General features: G+C 44.4%; 21 protein-coding genes. 9 read left to right on the top strand and 12 right to left on the bottom strand.

What is annotated here, in order from left to right; genetic code table 11:
- Nucleotides 1–25: 25 nt before the first annotated feature.
- The 4 genes from KNP94_RS00535 to KNP94_RS00520 form a co-directional block, all read right to left on the bottom strand.
- Nucleotides 26–1555, bottom strand: a complete 1530-nt coding sequence (locus tag KNP94_RS00535; RefSeq protein WP_215115084.1) for an alpha-amylase family glycosyl hydrolase — start codon at nt 1553–1555, stop codon at nt 26–28.
- A gap of 19 nt (nt 1556–1574) precedes the next feature.
- A complete protein-coding gene (locus KNP94_RS00530) occupies nt 1575–2408 on the bottom strand; it encodes a sugar ABC transporter permease (protein ID WP_029332873.1) in 834 nt (277 codons plus the stop codon).
- Complete coding sequence (locus KNP94_RS00525; RefSeq protein WP_088836503.1) at nt 2408–3763, bottom strand: carbohydrate ABC transporter permease; 1356 nt, start codon at nt 3761–3763, stop codon at nt 2408–2410. Before KNP94_RS00525 ends, KNP94_RS00530 begins: the two co-directional genes overlap by 1 nt.
- Nucleotides 3764–3889: 126 nt before the next feature.
- Nucleotides 3890–5149 carry an extracellular solute-binding protein gene (locus tag KNP94_RS00520; RefSeq protein ID WP_204251432.1) on the bottom strand — a complete coding sequence of 420 codons (1260 nt, stop codon included), beginning with the start codon at nt 5147–5149 and terminating at the stop codon, nt 3890–3892.
- A gap of 455 nt (nt 5150–5604) precedes the next feature.
- On the opposite strand from KNP94_RS00520, the gene KNP94_RS00515 reads away from it, so the two are divergent.
- Together KNP94_RS00515 and KNP94_RS00510 are read left to right on the top strand one after the other, a co-directional pair.
- The gene (locus KNP94_RS00515; protein ID WP_215115083.1) at nt 5605–7392 is read left to right on the top strand and encodes a glycoside hydrolase family 13 protein; all 1788 of its coding nucleotides are present in this window, start codon (nt 5605–5607) and stop codon (nt 7390–7392) included.
- A 303-nt stretch (nt 7393–7695) separates the two neighbouring features.
- Entirely contained in the window at nt 7696–8847 is a 1152-nt protein-coding gene (locus KNP94_RS00510) for a cation:proton antiporter (RefSeq protein WP_088836500.1), read from the top strand.
- A gap of 71 nt (nt 8848–8918) precedes the next feature.
- Here the strand turns inward: KNP94_RS00510 and KNP94_RS00505 are convergent, their stop codons facing one another.
- Entirely contained in the window at nt 8919–9692 is a 774-nt protein-coding gene (locus KNP94_RS00505) for an enoyl-CoA hydratase/isomerase family protein (RefSeq protein ID WP_215115082.1), read from the bottom strand.
- A gap of 198 nt (nt 9693–9890) precedes the next feature.
- On the opposite strand from KNP94_RS00505, the gene KNP94_RS00500 reads away from it, so the two are divergent.
- The 7 genes from KNP94_RS00500 to KNP94_RS00470 all read left to right on the top strand — a co-directional run bounded on the left by KNP94_RS00500 (nt 9891) and on the right by KNP94_RS00470 (nt 16573).
- Nucleotides 9891–11273 carry an MATE family efflux transporter gene (locus KNP94_RS00500; RefSeq protein WP_088836498.1) on the top strand — a complete coding sequence of 461 codons (1383 nt, stop codon included), beginning with the start codon at nt 9891–9893 and terminating at the stop codon, nt 11271–11273.
- Nucleotides 11233–11700, top strand: coding sequence for a Cys-tRNA(Pro) deacylase (gene ybaK, locus KNP94_RS00495; protein ID WP_214765488.1), 468 nt, complete (start codon nt 11233–11235; stop codon nt 11698–11700). Before KNP94_RS00500 ends, ybaK begins: the two co-directional genes overlap by 41 nt.
- 20 nt (nt 11701–11720) lie before the next feature.
- Nucleotides 11721–12458, top strand: coding sequence for a CDP-diacylglycerol--serine O-phosphatidyltransferase (gene pssA / locus KNP94_RS00490; protein WP_200872399.1), 738 nt, complete (start codon nt 11721–11723; stop codon nt 12456–12458).
- A gap of 130 nt (nt 12459–12588) precedes the next feature.
- Nucleotides 12589–13344, top strand: coding sequence for a carotenoid biosynthesis protein (locus KNP94_RS00485; RefSeq protein ID WP_029332864.1), 756 nt, complete (start codon nt 12589–12591; stop codon nt 13342–13344).
- Complete coding sequence (locus KNP94_RS00480; RefSeq protein WP_088836495.1) at nt 13313–14011, top strand: lysophospholipid acyltransferase family protein; 699 nt, start codon at nt 13313–13315, stop codon at nt 14009–14011. Before KNP94_RS00485 ends, KNP94_RS00480 begins: the two co-directional genes overlap by 32 nt.
- Nucleotides 14008–15084 carry a glycosyltransferase family 2 protein gene (locus tag KNP94_RS00475; protein ID WP_215115081.1) on the top strand — a complete coding sequence of 359 codons (1077 nt, stop codon included), beginning with the start codon at nt 14008–14010 and terminating at the stop codon, nt 15082–15084. Before KNP94_RS00480 ends, KNP94_RS00475 begins: the two co-directional genes overlap by 4 nt.
- 16 nt (nt 15085–15100) lie before the next feature.
- A complete protein-coding gene (locus tag KNP94_RS00470; RefSeq protein ID WP_088836493.1) occupies nt 15101–16573 on the top strand; it encodes a phytoene desaturase family protein in 1473 nt (490 codons plus the stop codon).
- Between the two features lie 434 nt (nt 16574–17007).
- On the opposite strand, the gene KNP94_RS00465 is transcribed toward KNP94_RS00470, so the two are convergent.
- The 7 genes from KNP94_RS00465 to KNP94_RS00435 all read right to left on the bottom strand — a co-directional run bounded on the left by KNP94_RS00465 (nt 17008) and on the right by KNP94_RS00435 (nt 25463).
- Nucleotides 17008–17835, bottom strand: a complete 828-nt coding sequence (locus KNP94_RS00465; RefSeq protein ID WP_088836492.1) for a phytoene/squalene synthase family protein — start codon at nt 17833–17835, stop codon at nt 17008–17010.
- Nucleotides 17801–19273 (bottom strand): phytoene desaturase family protein, encoded by a 1473-nt coding sequence (locus KNP94_RS00460; RefSeq protein WP_088836491.1) that lies wholly within the window; start codon nt 19271–19273, stop codon nt 17801–17803. Before KNP94_RS00460 ends, KNP94_RS00465 begins: the two co-directional genes overlap by 35 nt.
- Complete coding sequence (locus tag KNP94_RS00455) at nt 19270–20760, bottom strand: phytoene desaturase family protein (protein WP_088836490.1); 1491 nt, start codon at nt 20758–20760, stop codon at nt 19270–19272. Before KNP94_RS00455 ends, KNP94_RS00460 begins: the two co-directional genes overlap by 4 nt.
- Nucleotides 20761–20866: 106 nt before the next feature.
- On the bottom strand, nt 20867–21865 hold the full coding sequence (locus KNP94_RS00450) for a class I SAM-dependent methyltransferase (RefSeq protein WP_088836489.1): 999 nt from the start codon (nt 21863–21865) through the stop codon (nt 20867–20869).
- 230 nt (nt 21866–22095) lie between these two features.
- Nucleotides 22096–22476, bottom strand: a complete 381-nt coding sequence (locus KNP94_RS00445; RefSeq protein ID WP_088836487.1) for a DUF1516 family protein — start codon at nt 22474–22476, stop codon at nt 22096–22098.
- An 88-nt stretch (nt 22477–22564) separates the two neighbouring features.
- Nucleotides 22565–25105, bottom strand: coding sequence for a HAMP domain-containing sensor histidine kinase (locus KNP94_RS00440; RefSeq protein WP_215115080.1), 2541 nt, complete (start codon nt 25103–25105; stop codon nt 22565–22567).
- Nucleotides 25086–25463 carry a response regulator gene (locus tag KNP94_RS00435; protein ID WP_029332854.1) on the bottom strand — a complete coding sequence of 126 codons (378 nt, stop codon included), beginning with the start codon at nt 25461–25463 and terminating at the stop codon, nt 25086–25088. The genes KNP94_RS00440 and KNP94_RS00435 overlap by 20 nt, the downstream gene beginning before the upstream one ends.
- Nucleotides 25464–25493 lie beyond the last annotated feature (30 nt).

Raw genomic sequence — 25493 nt, 5'->3', positions numbered from 1 at the left:
CTCATCATTTCCCTACAAATGTATTTTATTGTTTTTCGTTCGAACGATTGACGCGTCTGCGATGGACCAAGAGAAGAATCAACGCAAGGATTGGGGCAATGGATCCAATCGCAACAAGTGACCACCAGTTCACTTGAGAATCTTCTAAGATATATCCATTCGCACTACTGCCATCCAATGTAATTTCATAGGCATCTCCATCTTGTCGGACGAGATCGGAAAATAATAATCCTCGCAGACGTTGATCATCACCGATTTCAGAAGCTTTAATCCGCATCGTCGTTTTCTTCTCTCCTAGATTGATTGCGTAAATCGCCGTCTGATTTTTTGATTCTCGAGCGTATACGGCCATATGATCCGTCTTTCCTAACAAGCGTTGCTTCCCTGTCGCGAACGCTGGGTAGTCTTGACGCATCTGATTCAACGTTTTTACATACTCCTGCATCTTTTCATTTTTATCAAACTCCATCATCATTCGGTTCCCCGGATCTTCACCACCCGGCATGGCGACTTCCGTTCCTTGATAGACGACCGGCATACCTGGAGCAGCATATAGGGCGAATAACGCGAGGCGTAATTGGCGTTCTTCATCTGAAGTTCCACCGATTTTCGCTTCTGTAATGAATCGTTTCAAATCATGATTATCAATGAATGTCGCGAGCGACATCGCTTTCGGATTAAATGTGATATCTCGATTATAAACTGAATCGAGTTCTTCCGCTGAACCATTTTTGCGGGCAAATTGATCTTTTATCCCGTAATAGAAAGGAAAGTTTGTCACGGAATCAAATCCAAGCTCTGAATAGGTCGCAATCTTTCGCGGATCACCATCGAATACCTCTCCGAGTAAAAATAAGTCCGGATGTTTTTCTTTGACGGCCGGAATGAATTCCTTCCAAAATGCCGGCGGAACATGACGGACCGTATCGAGACGATACCCATCGATTCCTGTCTCATCGACCCAGTAATTCGCGACGTCAACCAAATAATCGACGACTTCTGGATTTTCAGTATTGAAATCTGGCAAATCAAATAACCAGTTGTTTTCGACTTCGACTTGATTGTTCCAATTCATAATCGGTTGTTCTTCATGGAACCAATCCGGCTTTTCTTCGACAAGCGGATGATTTGGTCCGAGATGATTGACAACTAAATCAAGAACAACTTTGATGTCACGCTCGTGTGCTTCGTCGACCAATGTTTTAAATTCTTCTTTTGTTCCGAAATGGGGATCGATTTTATAATAATCCTCCGTCCAGTAACCATGATAGCCATTCGGTCGATTCTTAAAGACCGGTGTCAACCAGATTGACGTGAATCCTTCATCTTTTATGTAATCAAGGCGTTTCGTCACCCCTGCCAAATCACCACCATGATAAGCTTTCGGATCGTCCTTGTTCACATCGATATCATTACTCGTTTTCCCGTTCTCAAACCGGTCGACCATAATAAAATACATTCGTTCCTTTTCCCAATTTGCTGCTTCACTCGTCTGCGGAAAAAGTCCGAAAGACAAGAGAAGCGGCAAGAAGAGAAGCATCACGCCTCGTCTCATGCCGCTAATTCCTCCTTTATTACCCTTTCGTTCCACCTGCCGTCAATCCAGATACGAAGTAGCGCTGGAAGGCGAAGAACAGAAGGACGATTGGGACTGCAGATAAAACGGCACCTGCCGCAAACAACGTGAAGTTGTTATCAAATTGCTCAGAAACCATGTTGTATAATCCGACCGCAAGCGTCTGTTTCTCCGGCGAACGGAGAACAAGTGACGCCAGGATGAAATCATTGAACGGTGCCATGAAATTGAACAAAGCGATGACAGCAACCATTGGTTTAGCAAGCGGAAGGATGATTTGCCAGAAAATCCGAAGATGACCTGCCCCATCCATTCGTGCCGCTTCATCTAGCTCTTTTGGTATTGTATCAAAATATCCTTTGGCGAGATACGTATTCATCGGAATCGCTCCACCAGAGTATAAAAGAATCAACGCAAGATGTGTATCGAACAAATCGAGCATGTTGAGCAACACATAAATCGCGATGATCGCGACGAATTGCGGAACCATCTGCAAGACGAGGAACAAAATCAACGAATTTTTTCGCCCGACGAACCGGTAACGTGAGAAGATATAGCCCGTTAACGTGATCAATGCGACCGAGACGACCATTGTAATGACAGCGATTTTGATGGTGTTCAAATACCACATGCCGTAATCCGTTTGTGTCGCATCAAACAGATCGAAGTAATGGATGAGTGTCGGATTACTCGGGAAGATGTCCGAAGTAATGCTTTTCCCAGGGTTGAGCGAAGTCCCGACAACCCAAAGTAGTGGATAGACAATAATAATCGAGGCGATCGTCAAAATGAGGTATGACAACGCCATATTGATTCGGTTTTGTTTTCTCATTAGATCATATCCTCATCTTTGAATGATTTTGAACGTTTAAACTGAATGACGGCAATCGTCATGATGAAGAACGACAGTACGAGTGTAATTGCTGCTGCGAAACCATACTGTGGATTTGAACCGAGCGATAGCTTATAGATCCAGGAGATTAAGATATCGGTTCCACCCGCAGATTGTCCCGGTACAGCCGGTCCACCATTGTTAAAGAGATAGATGATGTTGAAGTTATTGAAGTTAAACGTGTATTGCGTAATTAAGATTGGAGCTGTCGCGAATAAAATCATCGGTAACGTGATCAAACGGAATTTTTCACCTGAAGTCGCCCCGTCAATCGTCGCCGCTTCATATAGATCTTCCGGAATCGACTGTAAGATTCCTGTCGTGAGCGTCATGATATACGGGAATCCGAGCCACCACTGAATCCCGATCAGTGCGAGACGTGTGTACGTCGGGTCAGTCATCCACTCGACACCACCGCCTATTCCGATTGCCGGGAGCAACGTCGTGTTAAAGACGCCAAATGTTTCATTGAACATTGAACGGAAAATCAAAATCGTGATAAAAGCCGGTACCGCCCACGATAAAATCAAAATTGAACGGAAGAAGCGTTTCCCTTTAAGACCTTTTTGGTTCAAGAGAACAGCCAGACCAATTCCGATTGCGATGACGCCTGTCGTCGAAGCAACTGTCCAAACGAGCGTCCAACCTAACACACTGATGAACGTATCACGGAAAATATCGACCGTGAAAATGTTTAAGAAGTTTTGAATGCCAATCCAGTCGACGAGCTTGGCTGGTGGCGAGTTATTGAATTTATAGTTCGTAAAAGCAATCAAGAATGTAAAAATCAACGGTAAAACGACTGTGAAGACGAGTAGTACCAACGATGGAATCAGCATAGCATACGGGAACCCGTTATCACGGAAATTCCGTAGCTGCATCTTCAGTGAAGGTACTTCTACATTTAAATCACGCAGTTTACCGATTCGATACGCATCGATAAAGTTCCAGACGTAAATGGCAATACCAAACACAAGTAAAATCAACGCGATGATTCCCTCGACCATTAAGAAAATCGAGTGATCTCCCCTTACGCCTGCTACCTCACCGAGTGTAATCAGACCCCAGATCGCACCGCGATCCCCTGGTCCATTCCCGGCTCCTTTAAAAAACAAATCAAAATTGACTAAAAAATATGACAGGACGACGATAAAGAATATCGCGCCTTTTAAAAATTGTTTATTATACAGTTGCCCTAAACCTGGGACAATTGAAATCAACGAAGCAATTTTGCGGTGATTCGTTTGTAGTTCCGGTGTCGGGTCCGTTTGTTTCGGTGTCGTAATGGCAGCCATCGTCTGTTCTCCTTTCCAAAGGTCATGTCTGACCTCAGGCTTCTCTTCCAACCATAAAGATGAGGGGGAATCAATGATCCCCCTCTCTTTAATTCTTTTTTAGTGATTCAATTGGGAAACGACGACTTATTGATTGTTCGCTTCGATTTGTTGCTTGATTTGTTTGACAGCGTCATCTGCTGATTTTTGAGCATCTTGCTTGTCTGTTGCAACAAGTTGAAGTGCTGCTGCCATTGGTTCCCAAACTTGTCCCATCTCGGCGATGTTCGGCATTGGCACACCGTCTTTAGACTGAGCGAAGACTGCTGCTGCAACTTCGTTATCTTTAATCGATGCATCTTCTTGGAGTGAAGTGACCGGTGGAATCTCGTTGTATTTCTCAAACATCGCTTTCGCGTTTTCTTCACCTGTTAATGTAGCAAGGAATTTCTCAGCCCATTCCGGATTTTTAGAATATGCAGAAACCGCATACGTTTTAACTCCTACGAATGTTTTGATTGCTTCACCGTTCGGAAGCTTCGGAAGCGCCGATGCTCCTAAGTTGATGCCTTTTTCTTTATAGCTTGAGACTGCCCATGGTCCGTTCATGACAGCGACTGCTTTCTTGTCACCGAACAATTGATCCATCGCTTGACCGCCGCCACCGCCGATCAACCCTTTCGGGAAGAGACCTTCTTTGTACCATTTGCCGATGTAGTCCATTCCTTCGACAGCGCCAGCATTGTTCAAGCCGATGTCTGCAGGATCAAGTTTTCCACCGTTATCTTTAAAGACATATCCACCGTACCCAGCAATCGGACCGTGTGCGAAGTAGAAGTTATCCCAAAGTGCGAGGAAACCATACTTGCCGTCTTTTTTCTGTTCCGTTGATACTTTATAGAGATCATCCATTGAAGCTGGTGCTTCTTTTAACTCATCCTTGTTGAAAAGGAGAATCGGTGTTTCAACAGCTTTTGGATAGCCGTACACTTTACCATCAAATGTGACAGCAGATTTTGCTGTATCGATGAATGGCTCAAGTGCTTTTTCACCATCTTTAAGTTCAGTGATCAATCCTTGGTCAACGACTGTCCCAATCTGGTCGTGTGGAAGAAGAATGATATCTGGTCCTTTATCAGCAGGTCCGTCAAGTGCAACTTTTTTCTGTTGATCTGTCATTTTGACTTCTTTAACTTCAACTTTTACGCCTTCTTTTTCTTCAAACGCTTTTGCCGCTGCTTTTGTTGTTTCGGCTTTTTCAGTATCTTCCCAAATAACGATTTTATCTGGTTTGCCACCATCACCTGATGTATTCGATGAAGAGTCTGAATCTGTTCCGCCACCACATGCTGCGAGAGCACCGATTGCCATTACCGATACCGAAAGACCTGCTACAAGTTTTTTCATTTCCATGATTGAAAATTCCTCCCCAAGTTAACGTACGAATGATAAGTTCTAATGCACAACGTTTGCATAAAGGCACAACCATTTTCTCATGATAACAACTGAGTAGTTGTAAGCGTTTTATGAAAACGTTTGCATCACCTTTACATTTTTATTATACAATCTAAATCCCTTTTGACAAGTCCTTTTTATTAATTATTTTCCTACATTTTAAAAACATTCTAAAAAAGTATTTAATCGAATAAACTTCCCTAAAATTTTTATTAACCAAAAAAGAAAACGTTTACATTTAATTTAATTGCGCACTTTAATGCAATCGATTGCATTAAATCATAAAATTATCTTTTGGAATTCTCGTTTTCACCAATTCTAATTGACTTTAAGAAAGCGCTTTACTATTCTTAGTTCGAGGACCATTACATTAGAGTGCAATCGATTGCACTAGAGGAGTGACCATTATGCTTAAAGAAGCCGTATTCCATCGCGCCATGTCTCCGTTCGTCTATAAGTACGACGAAAACACGATTCATATCCGTCTCCAAACTAAGAAAAATGATGTTGAGCATGTCGAACTGATTTGGGGAGACCCGTATGATTGGCATACTGAAAATCCCGATGATGCGGACTGGAACTTCGATCCATCGAAAACAAATCATTGGAACACATTCGAAACATCAATGAAAAGAAGTGGTTCAGACGAATTATATGATTACTGGTTTATTGATGTCATCCCCCCATTCCGTCGTCTTCGCTATGGTTTCCGGTTACACGATGGGCAAACAACACAAGTTTTCACAGAACGTGGGTGGTTCAATGAAAAACCACTTGATGATACCGGTTACTACTTCTGTGTACCTTACTTAAATAAAATCGATGTCTTCACGTCACCCGCTTGGGTCAAAGATACGGTCTGGTACCAAATTTTCCCTGATCGTTTTGCGAATGGTGATCCATCGAACGACCCTACCGGTACATTGCCTTGGAATAGTACAGAACCGACGACAACGAATCTGTTCGGTGGGGATTTCCAAGGGGTGATTGATCACATCGACTACTTGGTTGAGCTTGGTATTACGGGCATTTATTTCTGTCCTATCTTTAAAGCGAAATCAAATCATAAATACGATACAATCGACTATCTCGAAATCGACCCACAGTTCGGAACAAAAGAAAAATTTAAACAAATGGTCGACCTTCTACATGAAAATGGCATTCGTATCATGCTCGACGCCGTTTTCAATCATGCCGGATTCCATCACGAAGCCTTCGCTGATATCCGTGAACACGGTAGCAACTCGTCTTACCGTGATTGGTTCCACCTCCGCGACTTCCCACTCGTCACAGAACCGATGCCGAACTATGATACGTTCGCCTTTGTGCCTGAGATGCCGAAATTCAATACAGAAAATGCTGAAGTAAAAGCATACCTTCTTCACGTCGCCCGCTACTGGGTCGAGGAATTCGGAATCGACGGTTGGCGATTAGATGTCGCGAATGAAGTCGACCACGCTTTTTGGCGTGATTTCCGTCGGGTCGTCAAAGAAGCAAATCCTGAAACGTATATACTTGGAGAAATTTGGCATGATTCGCAAGAGTGGTTACTCGGTGATCAATTTGATGCCGTCATGAACTATCCGTTTACGAACGCAGCGTTAAACTTCTTTGCCCTTGATAAAACGAAGGCGACGGCGTATGCCAATGAAATGTCACACGTTCTCTTCTCGAATACGATGAACGTCAACGAAGTGACATTTAACTTAATCGGCTCACATGATACACCGCGCGCCTTGACGCGTGCCGGCCATGACAAAAATAAGATGCGTCTCCTCTTACTATCGATGTTGACGTTTTCCGGTAGTCCCGTCATCTATTATGGCGATGAAATCGGACTCGATGGGGGTCAAGATCCGGGTTGCCGTAAATGTATGCCATGGGACAAAGAAGAACAGGACTTAAACCTTTTGATGTATACAAAACATTTACTTCAACTGCGGCAACAGCATAAGACTCTTGCGAATAACGGACACATTTCATTCGTTCATGCGGATGACGAGACGAATTCGATCGTCATGCGTCGAACGAGCGAAGATGGAACTTACTACATCTACTTCAACAACTCGAATCAGCAAGTAACACTTCCCGCACCAGCGGCAGGACAAGGCATGGATTTGTTCTCGAATTCACCACTTCCTTCTTTAGAAGTAACACTTCCACCTTATGCAGGAACAATCGTCCAAGTCCTTTAATCAATACGGTATCTGTCTCGTTTCGAGATGGATGCCGTATTTTGACGTGTCGACAAAGTAATATTGGACACGTCCTTTTCGTTACTTTTCTCGGACAAAGCGCAAGCTGTTGCTTCTTAATCCCATTCTTACCTGTTTCTAGCTATGCGGGGACAAGTACTGTCACGGGCAAGTACAGGAAGGAAGAAACAAAATCAGCGAGTTTTCCCTCCTACTTCATTTTCTGTCCCTTGAAACTCATCTAATAGTTATTTTGATGCTTTTCTAGGGTAAAGGAAAACATAAAAGGAGGACGTGCTCGCTATGGAATTATTTTTTTATGCCGGTCTTATTCTCATCGGCTTATTTGCAATCAGTTATTTGAGTGAACGTTTCCACCTTCCGAGTATCCTCGCTTTCATTTTAATCGGGATTGCCATCGGGCTTTATTACGATGCACCTGAAGAATTGAAGTTAGGCGGTGAAGCGGGAATCATCGTTCTATTTTTTTTGCTGGGACTTAAATTTTCAATTGCTGACTTGCTCAGTCAACTACGCCACGTGTGGAAAGCCGGATTAATTGATGTTGCGTTATCTTTTGGTGGAACATTCCTCCTGACGCTTGCGTTTGGCTTTTCCATTCCTGAAGCCTTTTTAATCGGCTGCGTTTTATATGCGACGAGTTCTTCGATTTCTGCCCGTTTGCTCGATCGTGAGCCAGACAAACACAAGGACGTTAATCGCTTTGTCTTATCGTTACTTATTTTTGAAGATTTGATTGCCCCGCTTCTCTTGACGACGGCACCGTTTATACTTGGTACAGAACCTTTTACATTTGCCAAAGTAGGGTCCATTTTCGCGGGTTTTCTCTTTCTGTTCAGTGCTTTAATCTTACTAACCGTCTTTATTCGCAGAAAAGAACGAATCATTGGTTCCTTGTACCGGCATCCTGACGCCGGAATTGGAATCATCGGCTTGATTTTAACTTTTTCAGGTGTCGGTATCATGTTCGGTTTATCAGAAGTACTCGGTGCTTTCATCGTCGGGATTTTGTTGACTGAACTAAAGGAAACACGCTACTTGAAGCGGCTCGTCACACCTTTTCAAGATTTACTGCTCCCTCTCTTTTTCATTGCATTCGGGATGTCGTTTGAATTGACGGAAGGACTGCCTTTAGACTGGTTCTTTTTGGCACTCGTCATCTGGGGGCTGTTATCTAAATTTTTGGTCGGATTCTTCGGTGGCCGTTCATTCGGGCTGTCAAACTACCATGCCATCGAATCCGGTTTTTGCTTAGGACCACGCGGAGAATTTTCAATTCTTTTTATTACACTCGCTAGCGGCGCCTTCATCACGCTGACGGGGTTATATATTTTCGTCTCCGCTTTTCTAGGAATTTTACTATTTCGTCTCTCGAGTAGGTTAACCGATCAAACACATGCTACGGCCCAAAAAATCAAACAAAAAATGCGCTAAAACAAGCAGGACCATTTCCGATTACAACGGAAGTGGTCCTGCTTGTTTCACTGATATTAAAATAAGTCGTTTTAACGTCCGGTAAAAACAGGCGGTTTTTTTTCAAGAAATGCTTGAACCGCACGTTGATGGTCTTCCGTTTTACCGGCACGTGATTGGTAGATAATTTCCTGTGCCAACATATCATCGAGCGTCGACTCGAAACTTGCTGATTGAAGTTGTTTAATATACGCAATTACTTTTGTCGGTCGCGCTGCGAGCTGCTGAGCAAAATCCATTACTTCCTCTTCAAACCGGTCAGTTGCGACCGCTTTTGTCACGAGTTGAAACTCGACTGCTTGCTTCCCTGTTATCGTATCACCAAGCAGCGCTAATTCGAGTGCTTTCGCCGAACCGATTAAACGCGGTAAGAAGTATGGTGCTCCAGCATCCGGGACGAGACCGATGTTAATGAAGCCGAGTGACAATTTTGCATCTTCCTGAACAATCCGGAAGTCACATGCGAGTGTCAACGACAGTCCTGCTCCTGCTGCCACACCATTGATTGCTGCGATGATCGGCTTTTTCGATCCGGCTAATGCACGGACAACGGGATGATAATAGCTTTTCAAATAATCGCCATGGTCCATTCCTGGTGAGACCGTCTTTAAATCTTGACCGGCACAAAAGCCGCGTCCTTTTCCAGTCAATACGATGACGCGGACTGCTTCATCTTGATTGGCTTCCTCGATTGAATCTGCTAATTCATTTAAAAGTGTTGATGTTAAGGCATTTAATCGTTCCGGACGAGCTAACGTCACCGTTGCTACGCTCGATGCTACCGTGTACTCTACTTCAGAATTCATCACATTCCCCTACCTTTCAAAAGTGAACAACGATTCATTATGATGTATTCGTGATGTTTTATGAAAATCCTTTTAAATCCCCGTTTTTTTTATGAAAGCTTTGTTTTTCACTTTCATTATGAAAATTGAAGGCGTATAGTTTCCAAAAGATACAGTAAGACAAAATGTTTTAAGGACTTAAAAGGGGAATTTAATTTTATGAAAACTGTAAAACAACCAACATTATTCCAAATCACTTGGCCATTATTCATCGAAATCGCGTTGCATATGAGTTTAGGGATCATCGCGACATTAATCTTAAGTTACTACTCTGACAGTGCAGCAGCCGCTGTCGGTGTCTCGAACCAGGTTTTGAACATCTTTATTATTTTATTTAATATCACATCTGTCGGAGCGACAATCATCATCGGTCAGTACCTAGGTGCAAAACGTGTCCAAGATGCACGTCAAACCGCCCGCTCTGCCTTCTCGATTAATCTTTACATCGGATTAATCATATCTGTACTCGTCGCCCTAACCGGGAAACAATTATTAGGTTTCTTCTCATTAGAAGGACAAACATTAGTTTACGGCGAAACATTCATAAAGATTGTTGGCTTATTCCTATTTTTAGAAGCCATTTCGTTAACACTCGGAGCAATCCTCCGGAGTCATGGTTTCACAAAAAATGCAATGTACGTCACTCTTTTGATGAACTTCGTCAGTGCCTTCGGTAACGTCATCGCCGTACTCGGTCTGTTCGGTATTCCGGTACTCGGCGTCGCAGGTGTCGCGTGGTCGATCGTCATCGCACGTGCTTTCGCCGTCACACTGTTATTCTTTGTCGTTTACCGTAAATTATCACTACGCTTTCGTTTAAAAGATTTAATTCAAATCAACCGTCAAGACATTAAGAGCATCATGAACATCGGAATTCCATCAGCCGGAGAAGGAATTTCTTATCAGTTTTCACAGCTCATCATCACTGGTTTCATCGCAACAATTGGTGAAGCTGCCTTGTCTGCACGCGTTTACGTCTCAAACATCACAATGCTCTGCTTCTTGTTCAGTCTCGCAATTGCCCAAGGAACACAATTGTTAGTCGCCCGCCAAGTTGGAGCACAACAATTTGAACAGGCACATGCACGTGGCATCAAGACATTAAAAATCGCTGTCTTCGCAAGTTTCGTATCAGCCGTCGCAATCGCAGCGTTCGGGACATCCATCATGTCACTCTTTACATCGAGCCCTGAAATCATTGCCATCGGTATTCCGTTGCTCTGGGCAAGTGTCATCCTCGAACCAGGACGCGCGCTGAATATCGTCTTGATGGGAACGTTGAAATCAGCAGGAGACGTCCGCTTCCCGGTCACAATCGGTGTCCTATCGATGTGGGGAATCGCTGTCGTTGTCAGTTATGTACTCGGACTTCAGTTCGGTCTCGGACTTCTCGGTATCTGGATTGCCTTCTCAGCCGACGAATGGTTCCGTGGTATCTTCGCACTGAAACGCTGGAACGGTCGTAAGTGGGTTCAATATTCCCTCACTAAAGGAGAATCTCATGAGCAAAACGAACGCAGAAAGGCTACTGAAGCAGTCTAACGTTTCCTTTGAATCTATTTCTTATCCGGTCGACTTGAGCGATTTGTCCGCTCAAGCCGTCTCTGAAAAAATTAAATTCCCGCTTTCATCGGTTTTTAAAACATTAGTTTTAGAGGACGATCAAAAAAACTACTTGTTCTCTGTCATCTCTGGCGAAGAAGAGGTTAACTTGAAGGCGGTCGCTCGGGCATCTGGTGCGAAGAAAATGTCATTGGTTCCAATGAAGGCATTAGAAAGTCTGACAGGATACGTCCGTGGCGGTGTTTCTCCAATCGGAGCTAAAAAAGCTTTTCCCGTCTTCCTGTCCGACCGTGCCATCGGTCAACCGTTCATCATCATCTCAGCTGGTAAACGGGGACAGCAAATCAAATTGTCTCCGGATGATTTATTGGAATTTACTAGTGGGATTCTCTATCGAAACCGCTGATACGAACAGCTAGATATGATATGATGAGTAGTATCGAAGAAGTGGCAGGAGGAATCATTTTGTGGAAAGAACGTGTTCGTAACTCAATCCCGAATCTCTTTACATTCGGGAATTTATATTGTGGTTTTCTCGCAATCGTCATGGCGGCGCGGGGAGATTTTCAAAATGCCACACTGTTGATTGTCATCGCCATGATGTTGGATAGTTTAGATGGTCGGATTGCACGGATGCTCGGTGTCGCTGGCGATTTTGGGAAGGAACTTGATTCGCTCGCCGATGTCGTCACATTCGGTGTCGCCCCCGCAATGATGGCATATTACACTTATTTTTACGACTTTGGTGAAATCGGCTTACTCGTTGCCGCTTTGTTCCCTTTATTCGGAGCATTTCGCTTGGCACGATTCAACCTTTCAGCAACAAATGTCGCGTCCACCTACTTCTCAGGTGTACCGATTACGGCAGCAGGTGGGATTTTAGCTGTCGTCACGCTGTTTAGTGGACGAATGAATGATTTAATGGTTCCGCTCGCCTTTACGGGACTTGCCTTCTTGATGGTCAGTCGCGTCAAGATTCCGAGTTTCAAAGATATTCCAGTGCCGCGCCATACATTCGTCATCACGTTCACGTTACTCTATGTCACGTATGTCATGATTGCCCGGAGTAACGAATGGTCGACGTTTTGGTTTATTGCCGTCCCCCTTTATATTGCCTTTTTACTCTTTTCATTCGTCAAACGAAAAAAACAAAAGCAACATTAAACGCTTTACTGCTGAACAGACCGTCTTTTGACGGTCTGTTTTTTTGATCTGCCCCTCCATGCTCGCTCGAGTCAGATGGATATGGGTATACTAGTGACATCATGCTAATGAATGGAGGTTTACATACGTCATGGCCATATTTCAGCGCCGCCTTTGGTTATTCTTTACAGTTTGGTTCGTCATCGGGCTCATTTTAGTCGGATTTTCATTATTACCCCCTTGGCTCGAATGGGCCAATGCCGTTTTTTTGTTCGCTTCTGGTCTGTATGCCGCTTGTTACTTATGGGATGTCTTACCGAAAGGACGCTTCATTATTCCTTTTATTTTCTTTGGGTCCATTTTAATCGAATCAATTGGTGTCCACACCGGATGGCCATTCGGGACCTATCGGTATGAATCGGACTTCGGTGTTCAGTTACTCGGTGTTCCAATCACGATCGGTGCAGCTTGGTTGTCCGTTATGGGGGCAAGTCTTGCATTCTCGAAGCGTTTTCCGTTTCGTTACAACACCCTGATCCTCGTCCCCTTGTTTGCTGTTTGGCTCGACTTGGCCATTGATCCGGTCTCAGCGAACGTCAAATCGTATTGGCTTTGGCAAGATGGGGGTCTGTACTATGATATCCCAACACAAAACTTTATCGGTTGGTACGGAACAGCACTTGTCTTCGCTCTTTTGATGGCACGATTTGAACAAAAGCCAACGTTCACCGAGCTCGAACGAAACAACCAGTACTTATTTTTGATGCTTCATGGTTTATTTGGACTGACTGCTGGTGTCGCAGGCCTTTATGGTGTGACGATAATCAGTAGCCTAGCATTGCTTGTTTACTGGCTGACGAAAGGAGGAGCACTACATGCAAAAGGCGCAAAAAAACAAATTAGCTGAACAAGCCTTTCATCTGTACTTGAAAGAGCGGCTCATCCGCAAACAGTTCCATCGAATATTGTATCGCCCTGATGATTTACCGGTACCTGGTTTGATGCTTGCAACACATGGTTCGTGGTGGGACGGGATGATCTTATTTCATCTCGATCAATCCGTACTCCATCAAAACCCGTACGTCATGATTGATGAACATGGCTTAAAGCGCTTCCCTTTCTTTTCACGACTCGGTGCCTTTTCCATCAACCGGGACTCCTTAAAGGATGTAAAGATGAGCCTCAACTACGCAAAGGAACGTTTGCAGGAAGGCAGTAGTGTTTGGATGTTCCCGCAAGGCGAAGAACGCCATCAAGAAGAACGACCGCTTCAACTCGCGAGCGGCGCGACTTATCTTGCTAAAGCAGCCCGGTCTGTCTCCATTTTTTCATTTTATTATTCGTTCAGTCATGAACAACAACCGGATGTCTACATCCGAACACGCCAAATCGAAATACCACCTGGTCGTACTTCAAACCAGACTGAATTTCTAACAGCAGCAATGACTCGCTTATATGATGATGTCCGGCTTGATGCGATGTCAGAGAATGTCGAGGCTTATCAAGTGTTGACGCAGCGAACAGACCCGCTTCCTGTTAAAACGGAGCGTTGGCTAAAGGCGGTTCGACGATGAGCATGATTTTATTCATATTCTCGCTCCTTGTTTGCCTCTATACGTTCATTAACTTGATGTTTCTCCCTAAACTCGCTGCACCCGTTTCTCCACCGAGTCTCGCAATTTGTATCCCCTTGCGGAACGAGGAACGAAATGTCGTGAAGTTGCTTGATTCGCTCAAACGCGCACTCGGACCGAATATGCATGTCTATCTTTATGAAGATCGCTCAACGGATGAGACACGTAACCTACTGTTGCAACAGACACATCAAGATGACCGCTTTACAATCATTGACGGAATCGAACTCCCCTCAGATTGGGCGGGAAAGGTTCATGCTTGCCATCAACTATCACTTGTCGCAAAGGAAGACTATCTGTTATTTCTTGACGCAGACATTACATTGATGCCGGATACGATTCCTCGACTATATGCGACGATGCGACAGGAAAAAGCTAGCTTTTTATCTGGTTTTCCGTCATTTCCTGTACCAACGTTTTTAGGCAAGTGTTTGATTCCGATGCAACATGTCTTAATTTCGCAACATCTCCCGCTTGCTTTTCGCAAGGTAAAGCACCCTGCTTTTGCCGCTGCGAACGGGATGGTCGTAATCGTTGAACGTGCATCTTATTTACACGTCGGGGGACATCAAGCGATTCAAACGGCACTCGTCGATGATTTAGAGCTCTGTCGGACGTTTAAGCAACACGGTCATACGACGACACTCGTTCATGTCGCCCCTTATGTCAGTTGTGACATGTATGCTACGAACGGTGAAGTATGGCAGGGATTTCTCAAAAATGTCTTTCGGGGAATGAACGACTCCTACTTCGTCGGCAGTTACTTCCTGTTGTTCTATCTCGTACAGTTTTCTTTACTACCAGCTGCCCTCCTCTTTCCGTCTTGGGAGACGATTGGTGGACTTGCTCTCTTGTTGCTCGCACGATACAGGATTGATCGGATGGCGCGGATTCGCCATGTTTGGTTGTTGCACCCGTTCGCAACCGGTCTTTATGTCCTCTTACTTGCAACGGCGATGATTCGAAGAGCTCGGAAACGGGAAATCACTTGGAAAGGTCGGGCCTATTCTTAAGGAGGAATTGTTCATTATGAAACATGTCGCTATCATCGGAGCCGGTTTAGGTGGTTTAAGTGCCGCTATTTCACTCGCTTCAAAAGGATTTAAAGTTACTGTCGTTGAACGAAATGATCATATTGGTGGAAAATTGATGCCGCTGATCACGGAAGGACACCGGTTTGATTTCGGTCCAAATACCATCACGATGCCCGAAGTCTTTCAATCTGTCATCCGGGAGTCGGGAGCAGATCCCGATGATTACTTCCAGTTCGAAAAATTAGCACGCCATACCGCCAATCACTTTCCTGACGGGCGGACCTTAACTTTTACGCATGGCCGAGAAGCAATGCGGACGGAAATCGATCGTTTTACGAACGGACAATTAGCAAAAAATGATATCACAGGCTATCAAGAAGAGGCCGCCGAATTATTCCGAATCGCTAAACAGCAATTTTTTATCAATATCGATTCATATTTCAATTTCTCTTTACTACGAGATATGGTCAAAGTTCACCCGTTCAAAACGATCCATTCGCTGCACAAGAGCTATTTCAAGGATCCTCAACTGATTCAGGCACTCGATCGTTACGCGACGTATATTGGTAGTAGTCCGTATCAGGCGCCCGCGACATTTGCTTTAATCGCTCATCTCGAACTGAATGACGGCGTCTACTTTACTCGTGGCGGAAATACGGCAATCGCAGAAGGGTTCGCACGCCGGGCGCAAGAGATGGGCGTCGTTTTCCGCTTAGGCGAGGAAGTCACACAAATCGAAGTTACGGATGGACTTGCGACAGAAATCGAACTGAACCATGTCGATTACTTACCTGTCGACTTCGTCGTGATGAATGGTGATCTATTGACACAATACCCGCGTCTCGTTTCGGAAACGATTCGACCCGATTTTAAAAACCCGACACCCAGTCAAATGGAACCTTCGATTTCGGCCTATGTTCGTTGTATCGGGCTCACGCGACGAATTGAAGGGCTTGCCCATCATAACGTCTTCTTCTCATCGGATTATGAAGCAGAATTTCGTGCCCTTTTTGAAGAACACCGTTACGCGGAAGAACCGACCATCTACATTTCGAATTCTTCCGTTACGGCACCTGAGATGGGCGAAGCTGGGGACAACCTCTTTATACTTGTCAACGCACCCGCGACGAATGAAGGCAACGTCATCGACTTCGACACGTATGATCACTTGATTAATCAACGGCTGAAACAGTTCGGAATCGATATCGAATCGGACGTCGTCTTCGAACAACGCATCACACCGACCGATATCGAACAAAAATTTTCTGCGTATCATGGGTCTCTTTATGGACTCTCTTCGAATGGTACACGCAATGCGTTCATGCGCCCAAGCAACCGTTCAAAAAATGTTCACAATTTGTTTTTCGCGGGAGGATCGACCCATCCTGGTGGCGGTAGTCCAATGGTGACGCTTTCAGGAAAACTGGCAAGTGAACGAATCGTGTCAAGTGCTGCCCAATCCCTGTGAACGTTATGTGAATTGCAAATCGATTACTTGTACGGACAACTAAGATTTGATACGATTACTTCGAGTTCAAGAGGTAGTGATTGACCCCACATCCTCAATCAAGCGCAAGGTGACTTCCCCGAGTCAAGAGCGTTTAGGAACTTAACACACTTGCAGCGGTTATTTGATTCATCGTTTAAGACCCACTTAAACGAAGTAGTTCTACGTTTGAACTGTCAGCATGATTTACGACGTTCCCCCTTAGATCGTCTCATCCTGATTGGTTCACAGGCAGCTCGTTGAAATACAGTTCATCCCCGTGAATTGTTGACCTGCCTTGTTAGCAACTGCTCAACTGTTTCAAAAATCGCTCAGAAACGTCTTAGACTCCCCGGTCTAGACGAAACATAAAAAAAAGACCTTGGTCCCCGCCAAGGTCTTTTTTTTATGGACTTTTAAATCGTTGCGAGTAACTTCATCTTTTGCCAGCGGCTCACGTACGCCCGCTTCGTAAAAACATCATATTGGTTATCGCGTGCCGCATCCAAAATACCACGATAAAGCAATGCTGCCACTTTTAAGGCCCGTCGACTTTCTTTTGGATAACGCTCGAACGAAGGACTGGCTGCATCATAGAGATGCTCTGCGCGTAGAGCTAATGCCTCCCAAAGACCTACGAAGTCCCCAGACGGCGTTCCTGCGAGCAAAGAATGTGGCGTGACGTCGTATTCATCCATCCATTCTTTCGGCAAATAGATTCGGCCACGCTTTGCATCTTCACCGACGTCCCGTAAAATATTCGTTAATTGCATCGCGATGCCTAACTCAATCGCAGATTGACGGAGTTCCGGTTGACCTGGTGCTAAAATCGGCAGCAGCATCAAGCCGACCGTACTTGCAACATAATAACTGTATTGTTCTGTTTCTTCGAGTGACTGATATCGATTTTTTTCGATGTCCCAACGCATTCCTTCCGCCAGCTCCAGGAAAGGCGTCTCATCCATTTCATACCGTTCAAAGACATCGGTCAATGCAATCCAAAGCGGCTTTTTTATAGGGTATCCTGAGCGGAACAAACGAAATTCTTCTAAAAAGGCTTCCAAACTTTCTTTAGGTGTGTCAGATTCATCAACGGCATCATCTAAAAAACGACAGAATGTATAAATGGCATAAACGGCTAATCGATCTTGTTTTGGTAATAACGAAAATGCTTTATAAAAGGTTTTTGATCCGTTCTGAATCGTTTCTTCACACGTTGCGTATGCCTGCGTCACTGTATTCATTTTTCCACCTCATCTCTTGTTCCATACGATTGACAAGTAATGTCGCTCCCATCATGACGATCGGAACGCCTCCACATGGATGGACGGATGCACCTACTGCATATAATCGTTCAATATCAGGATAAGGACGCGCCTGCGTTTTCAAGGCTGCTGATTGGCGAATCGTCGGTGCGATACCAAAGCTTCCGCCTTCATACAATCCAAACTCTTTTGCGTCTTGCGGTGTTCGGATTTGCATCTCTTCGATTTGATTACGGAATCCTGGATGATGATTCTCAATTTTCGTTAAGATGGTTTCAATAAAACCGTGTTGCTCGAACTTCTCCCGATTAAAATTCCGCGGAGAAGGAACTAACGCATAGACGACACTATCCTCACGATCCGTTAGCGAATCGTCAACCTTGCTCGGATTAAACAAATAAACAGCCGGATGTTCTGGTAGTTCATCTTGATGGAAAATCGAGTTCATCAACGGTTCTAGGTCATTCGGCATCAAAAAACGATGAACCGGCAGATTGACTTTTCCTCGCATTTTAAAATACAAGAGTAACGTTCCGCCAGAAGGCGTATAGGCTTTCGGTTTTTTCCCTTCGACAAGGTATTCCATCAATGGAAACTCACCGTTTAAAACAACGTTATCATAATGATATTCTGCATCACCCACTACGATACCTGTCGCTTGCCCGTCCTGAATCGTGACACGTTCAACGGACTGATTGAATTCAAAACGAACACCGCGTTCAACCAATACTTCATACATGCGTTCAGCTAAAGAGAAATAGCCGCCCTTAACGTACCAGACACCTTCTGCTTGTTCACGATATGGAATCAAACCGTAAATCGAGGGAGTTGTGTAAGGATTCCCACCAATGTAAAACGTCGGAAAACTGTAGGCCATTCGCAAGTATTTATTTTTAAAATATCGCTTCAAATGATCATGCGCTGTCTCAAGTGCATGCATCTTTACTAATGGTTTCAACATGCCTGGCTGTAACAATTCAGTTTTACGGAAATAACTCCGCTCTAAAAATTTCGAGACGCTGATGTCATAATCCTTTGATTTTTGATGCATAAATTCAGAAAAGCCACGGCCTTCTCCAAACTGTCGCTCAATCGCAACTGCCTGATCGACGACATCACCTAATTTCGTCACGACCGTCCCATCATCAAAATGTAAATCGTACAGGGGATCGATTCGTAACAATTCGACTCCATCGAGTCCCGCTTCCGCTAGCTGTTCCTGTAATTTTCCAGGCATCAAGACAATCGTCGGCCCTTGATCAATCCGACCGCCTGACTCAAAGTCGACAGAAGCGAGTCGACCACCGACCCGCCCTTCCTTTTCGTAGATTGTAATATCAATCTCTGGATAGCGTTTCGTCAATAAGAGCGCCGCATGCAGTGTCCCGACGCCCGCGCCTACAAATCCAATCTTCATTTCGTCACACCTACTTCACCAGTCAACAAATCGGCAGTGATACGAGCGGACTCAAAAATCGTCGGAAGGCCACTACCTGGGTGTGTCCCGCCTCCAACTAGATAGACATGATCTAATTCTTCAAACCGATTGTGTGGTCTAAAATACATCATCTGCGTCAATTGATGTCCTAAGTTGAACGTCGCTCCTTGATGGACCCCCATCGCTTCCCAATCGTCAGGCGTGAACATTTCTTCGACTTCAATTGCCCCTTCCACACCTTTATAAGGAGAACGTTCTTCTAGTGCATCTAGGACTTTCCGGCGTAACTTCGGTCCTTCAACTGCCCAATCAAGATCTGAATAATTATTCGGGACTGGGACGAGCACATATAGAGATGACTTGCCTTCAGGAGCAAGCGTCGTGTCAATGATTGAAGGATTTTGAACATAAAACGAAAAGTCTTCTGATAATTCAAGAGTCTGCGTCATCTCACGGACATTTTTTTCGTAGTCTTCCGCAAAATAAATCGTATGATGCGGAGCGTCAAACCGTTTATCGACACCTAAATACAACATGAATGTCGAACATGAGAATTTTTTACGATCGATTTTCGGACGGGACCATTTTTTGAGAACACCTTCCGGTACGAGATGATTCATCGCATGAGCGAAATCCGCACCTACGACTACATCGTCATATAACACATGTTCTCCCGATTCTAGAATAACACCGGTTGCTTCTTTTCCATCTAAAATCAATTGATCGACTCCAGCATTCAGATGAACTTTCCCGCCTAAGTCCTCAATTGCTTGTTTCATCGCTTCCGGGATGCGGTTCATTCCGCCAATCGGATGATGAACGCCGTAAGCATGCTCCATGTAAGATAGAATTGAAAAGCCGCCTGGGCATTCCCAAGCTGACATACCAAGGTATTTTGCTTGGAACGTGAACGAATACTTTAATTCTTCACTTGTAAAGTAGTCCGACAATACATCATATAACGAGCGTCCTAACGATAGCCGAGGTAACGCCGTCAACACACGTGGTGATAAATAATCCGTCAATCGATCATGCTTCGTTTGGAGGATAGGCATCAACTTCCCTAGTTTTAATGCTTGTTCCGCCATAAAGCGATCATACCCTTCTCCATTACCCGGGAACTGGTCTTCAATTGCTTGCTTCATCCGGTCTCGGTCCGTCGTCATCGTGAACTGATCCTTTCCTCCATTGAAATAGAGTGTATACATCGGATCCAGTGCCTTTAGTTCCAAATAATCGTGCAAATTCAATCCGATGCTCGTAAATAGATTTTCTAAAATATGGGGCATATTTAAGAAGGTCGGTCCTCGATCAAATTGATAATCACCAACTTGCACACGTGACGTCCGTCCACCTACGACTGCTTGTTTCTCGTACACAGTCACATCTACCCCTCGCCCTGCTAATAACATAGCGCAGGCGAGTCCTCCGGGTCCTGCTCCAATAACGGCTACACGCTGCTTCACACGAATCTCTCCTTTTTCTCTCTGGTCGTTTTAACTATTATACTAATCACATACTATGCCCACAAATCTAAAGTGCCTTCAAACTGTAAAAACGCCAAGCTTCCGATTAGGAAGTGGCGTTTGCAGTAACGATATACCAAGCTCCTTCTTTCAAAAATGGTGTGATCGATACATTTTCAAAACCGGCTGCATGTAATTGTTCAGTCAATTCTTTTTTTCCAGGAAGCGGATATAAATTTTCGTGTAACGTCATGAAGGCGTTAAAGGCAGCTGAGAACGGCGCCCCGTATTCACTATCCCGAAGTGGTGTGACAAGAATAACTGTTCCATCGTCCTTGACGAAGCGACGGACACCTTCGAGGAGACGGAGTCGCTCTTCCTTCGGGAAATAGTAAAGAATGTTGTTCATCATGACACCATCGTATGTTTCCGTTACTTCAAAGGTTTTAATATCTCCGACAACAAAATCAATTTCTCCTGTCGTATCGCGTCGCTTCGCTTCAGCGATGACAGACTCTTCGATATCAATTCCAGCCAAACGGAGTTCCGGTAAGGCTTCATGGATTTTTCGTAAGTATCCTCCGTACGCACATCCGATATCAAGTAAGGACGTAACGTTTTCATTTCGAATGATATGACGTACTGCCGGAAAAGCAACCGTTTCGACAAGTGCGGACGTCTCAGCAACGATGTCTCCGTGTTCCTCTCCATTAAAGGTCTTCTGTTGACCATCCTCTAAAAATTGCGGATAGGAAAATAAAGCAGGCAAATGCAGTTCCATCAGTTCTGATAACATGAAGCCGATACTGCGGTCATCTGATTTCGAGAGTTCTGGAAGGACATGCCGTGTTGCCGTGTACCGTAAATCTTTCTTTTTGAGGTGTCCGACTGCCAGACCAACCTCGAACCAACGCGATAATGCCTCTGTTGTGAGCGGTTGCTTCAGTCGTATTTGGGCTTCTGCTTGTGTTGCGCCAGCACCTAAGACATCGAACAACCCATATTTATAGCCAATATATCCATGCCATAATGGTAAAACTGGTTCCGCCCGTTTCATCCATTTTCTCGCCCGAAAAACCTTTGTCCATTCTTTCAACTGTGCCACAAGCGTTCCCCTCTCTACCACGTAATACATCCCTTTTCCCAAATAACAACAACTTGTAAACAAAAAAAACGCATCAAACTTTTGCTTCAGACTGTGTACAAAGTGCTATCGGGAGATAAAAGCATTTTTTCGTTGTTTTCCTCGATCGAGGCGGGAAAACGCAAAATAAAAAGAGTCGACCATCGCTGTGCCGGAACACAATGATGGTCGACTCTCAACCGGACAGTGAATTAGAAGAACTCCATACCGAATGGTAACGAATAGCCTAAGAAAATCGTCACGAGTATGAGCACCGCAAATCCGAGCAGGAACCCAGAATACGATTTTCCTTTTTTCAGTCGAACTAATGTCAATTCACCCAAGATGAGTGACAATAAACCACCGGTGATTTTTGCATGGTATAAACCGTCCGGGTTTTCAGACATCCCCATGATTTGGATATACAGATACAATCCTGTCGCAAACGTTAACACCAATAAGAGGCGAAAGGCCATATGGATTCCTTTAGCTGCAGGCTTCCCCTTCTTATACATTGAAAAGGCGACAAAGAACGCAACGAGTAGTAACACCCATAGTAAAACATGGGTATGAACAAAAGCAGTGATTGGCATGATGATTTCCCCCTTTTTCTAGTTCCTATTTCATGGTAGCTGATTTCCCTTGCTAGACATAGGGTTATTTTCGTAACATATCATTTATTCAAGAAATCGTCACACGTTCTACCAGTAATGGAAGTTTAACCATGAACGCACTTCCATGTTTTTCGATGGACTCGACTTGAATTTCTCCGCCGTGACCCGTGACGATTTCTTTACAGATCGCGAGTCCCAGTCCAGTCCCGCCAATTTTACGGCTATCTGAATTATCGACACGATAAAACTTCTCGAATAAGTGGTTGAGTGCTGCCGCCGGAATACCAATCCCTTGATCACGGACCTCGAACAAGACATGTTGTTCTTTAATCGACAGGGTTACGTCAATGTTTCCACCGAACGGTGAATATTTGACGGCATTGTTCAATAGGTTATTCATCAACTGTTTCATCTTTTCTTCATCTGCTTCTATGAGCGGAAGTGCCTCACTCATCGCCCGGAAAGAAATCGTGTGCTTTTTCGTCGATGCTGCATAAAATTGTGTCGTCTCTTCGAGGAGTAGACGCAAATCAAGCGGCTCTTTTTTATACGACTGTGTCCCCGATTCCATCCGTTGTACGTCAAGAAAATCATTGACGAGATTGGCAAGGCGCTCTGTCTCGGAGTGAATCGTCTGCAAATACTTATCTTGACGGGTCGTATCGATATCTCGATTCAACATCAACTCCGTAAATCCATAGATGGACGATAGCGGTGTCCGTAATTCATGCGAAACCGTCGAAACAAGCTCCGACTTCAGTCGATCCATTTCCGTCTCTTTCGTCACGTCACGCAAGACGAGCATCGTCCCTTTATGAACACCAAGGATTTCAATCGACTCGACATAAAATTGAATGAAGACCGTTTGTTGTCGAATTGAGAATTGAAGACTTTCTGTCGGGACATCTCCTTCTAGAACGGCTTCAACGTACTGTGAAAATGCCGCTTGGTCATCGACGATGGAATGAATTGCTTCTAGGCAGAAATCAAGTGTCTCGACTTCTTCGTTCGCTCCATAGCGCAACTCTGGAAATAGATCATACAATGGCTGATTGACGAAGACCTCTTCTTTACCGGGTTCGATGTAAATGACCGCTTCACGGATCGAATCGAGAATACGTTCAGTTTTCGTTTTCTCTTTGTTCATCTCATCAAATAACCGCATCCGTAATAGGGAGAGTGACAATTGACGTGAGAACGACATGACATCCCGCATTTGTTCATTCGTAAATTGGTCGTGGTAACGAACGAGATAGATGAAAGCAATCACTTCATCCGATGACGGATCTAAAATCGGTACTGCTGTCTCATACATATAGTACGGGTAGGGCAACGGGTGATTACTCGATACTTGTTTAGACGAATGGACTGCTTTTTTCAAAGTATCTGCTCGCTTCAACAATGAGAAATCGCTACCTAGCAATTGTTCCGTCAATTGTTCCGTCATACCATGCGTGACGACAGAATAACTTTGTCCTTCATCGACGAAAACGAGGGCACCAATTTCTGAATCTGTAATCGTTACAAGTTTTTCGATAATTTCCGGATAGGCTGTCAATGCTTCCCGAGCCGCCAGCGTCTCTGTTAAATCATTTCGGTATTGAAGATGCTGTTCGTTTCGCATCGTCAGTTCTAGCGCTTCTTCCAACTCTTGTTGTTGGGCTTGCAGTTCTTCTTGTTGTGCTTGCAGTTCTTCTTGTTGCGCTTGCAGTTCTTCGTTTTTTGCAAGTAAGTGTTGTTTATTTTCTAAGATTGAACTGGCCATTTGATTGAATGACAAAGCTAGGATTCCGATTTCGTCTTTTCGTTTTGGGACTTGAATGTTCGAAATGTCTTCTCCATTTGCAAGGCGCTGACTATTTTTAACGAGTCCTAAAAGCTCAGAGGTGATTCTTCGAATGAACGGGTAGATAAAGAAAATCAACACAGCAATGACGACGATGATATTCGACAACCAAATCAGTTGTGTCGTTCGAATCTCTTGTCCTAACTGCTGGCTCGTTCTCTCTGCCCACTCATCAAGAAATTCACGGTATCCTCCAAGTGCCAACTCACTTTTATCGATTTCCGAGAGGACATCGATATTGCCTGCGTCATCTAATGAAATTTTTCCATCCGCGACAAGTTCTTTCCCTAATGGAAGATTTGTTAAAGTCGTCCCGCGAAGAAAAGTCTCCGTTACGTCCCCATCTTTTTTACCTTTTACATAGGACTGCACAAGCGGCAAAACCGAATCGAAGTAATAGCTATACAATTCGCGTGAAGATGTCGCATAGACTTTTCCTTGCTCATAAATCGCATTTTTTTCGAACCACCGTGTTTGACGATCAATCGTTGTTTGTTGCGCAGCGATTTTTTCATATAAGGTGGCATCCCCCATTAACGCATAACCACGCATATTAAACTGAAGGTCTTGCCACTCTTCCCATAGTGCACCGGCCCGGGCGCTACGATCCCTGATATCTTCAAGCTTCGCGCGGGTATCTTGTAACCTTGTGTCCGTATAGTTGTAGACGACCAAAGAAGAAATCATCAGCGTAGCTAAAACGACATAAAAGGAAGCCATTAGTTGGCGTCCGATTTTTCGATTAATCCACTTGATGATCACTCAATATCCCTCCTACGACATCAATCAACTCTAACGGACTGAACGGTTTTGAGAAAAAGTAATTCGCCCCGATCTCTTCAGCACGCTCACGGTCAGATTGTTGACTTTTAGCCGTTAACATCATGATCTTTAATTGTTGTTTGTCCGGATGACGTCGTACTTTTTCGATAACTTCGATTCCCGTCATTCCAGGCATCATGTAATCAAGTAATACAAGATCATAATGCTGACTCATGATTTTTTGATAGGCTTCGTCGCCATCCGTCGCTTCATCGATCGTGTACCCTTCATCTTCTAACGTATCAAGGACCAACATCCGTAATACGTCTTCGTCCTCTGCTAATAAAATACGTGCCATCTATAATTCCTCCTAAAATATCTACTCATC

Origin of the sequence: Exiguobacterium sp. s80 (assembly GCF_018618725.1) — a bacterium.
Taxonomy (GTDB): domain Bacteria; phylum Bacillota; class Bacilli; order Exiguobacteriales; family Exiguobacteriaceae; genus Exiguobacterium_A; species Exiguobacterium_A oxidotolerans.
The sequence above is the reverse complement of the archived record's forward strand: the minus strand, read 5'-3'. Positions and strand labels throughout refer to the sequence as shown.

What these genes read in the sequence shown, in the direction of transcription:
- KNP94_RS00535 (WP_215115084.1), bottom strand. Translation starts at nt 1,555, where the DNA reads ATGAGACGAGGCGTGATGCTTCTCTTCTTGCCGCTTCTCTTGTCTTTC.
- KNP94_RS00530 (WP_029332873.1), bottom strand. Translation starts at nt 2,408, where the DNA reads ATGAGAAAACAAAACCGAATCAATATGGCGTTGTCATACCTCATTTTG.
- KNP94_RS00525 (WP_088836503.1), bottom strand. Translation starts at nt 3,763, where the DNA reads ATGGCTGCCATTACGACACCGAAACAAACGGACCCGACACCGGAACTA.
- KNP94_RS00520 (WP_204251432.1), bottom strand. Translation starts at nt 5,149, where the DNA reads ATGAAAAAACTTGTAGCAGGTCTTTCGGTATCGGTAATGGCAATCGGT.
- KNP94_RS00515 (WP_215115083.1), top strand. Translation starts at nt 5,605, where the DNA reads ATGCTTAAAGAAGCCGTATTCCATCGCGCCATGTCTCCGTTCGTCTAT.
- KNP94_RS00510 (WP_088836500.1), top strand. Translation starts at nt 7,696, where the DNA reads ATGGAATTATTTTTTTATGCCGGTCTTATTCTCATCGGCTTATTTGCA.
- KNP94_RS00505 (WP_215115082.1), bottom strand. Translation starts at nt 9,692, where the DNA reads ATGAATTCTGAAGTAGAGTACACGGTAGCATCGAGCGTAGCAACGGTG.
- KNP94_RS00500 (WP_088836498.1), top strand. Translation starts at nt 9,891, where the DNA reads ATGAAAACTGTAAAACAACCAACATTATTCCAAATCACTTGGCCATTA.
- ybaK (WP_214765488.1), top strand. Translation starts at nt 11,233, where the DNA reads ATGAGCAAAACGAACGCAGAAAGGCTACTGAAGCAGTCTAACGTTTCC.
- pssA (WP_200872399.1), top strand. Translation starts at nt 11,721, where the DNA reads ATGATGAGTAGTATCGAAGAAGTGGCAGGAGGAATCATTTTGTGGAAA.
- KNP94_RS00485 (WP_029332864.1), top strand. Translation starts at nt 12,589, where the DNA reads ATGGCCATATTTCAGCGCCGCCTTTGGTTATTCTTTACAGTTTGGTTC.
- KNP94_RS00480 (WP_088836495.1), top strand. Translation starts at nt 13,313, where the DNA reads ATGCAAAAGGCGCAAAAAAACAAATTAGCTGAACAAGCCTTTCATCTG.
- KNP94_RS00475 (WP_215115081.1), top strand. Translation starts at nt 14,008, where the DNA reads ATGAGCATGATTTTATTCATATTCTCGCTCCTTGTTTGCCTCTATACG.
- KNP94_RS00470 (WP_088836493.1), top strand. Translation starts at nt 15,101, where the DNA reads ATGAAACATGTCGCTATCATCGGAGCCGGTTTAGGTGGTTTAAGTGCC.
- KNP94_RS00465 (WP_088836492.1), bottom strand. Translation starts at nt 17,835, where the DNA reads ATGAATACAGTGACGCAGGCATACGCAACGTGTGAAGAAACGATTCAG.
- KNP94_RS00460 (WP_088836491.1), bottom strand. Translation starts at nt 19,273, where the DNA reads ATGAAGATTGGATTTGTAGGCGCGGGCGTCGGGACACTGCATGCGGCG.
- KNP94_RS00445 (WP_088836487.1), bottom strand. Translation starts at nt 22,476, where the DNA reads ATGCCAATCACTGCTTTTGTTCATACCCATGTTTTACTATGGGTGTTA.
- KNP94_RS00435 (WP_029332854.1), bottom strand. Translation starts at nt 25,463, where the DNA reads ATGGCACGTATTTTATTAGCAGAGGACGAAGACGTATTACGGATGTTG.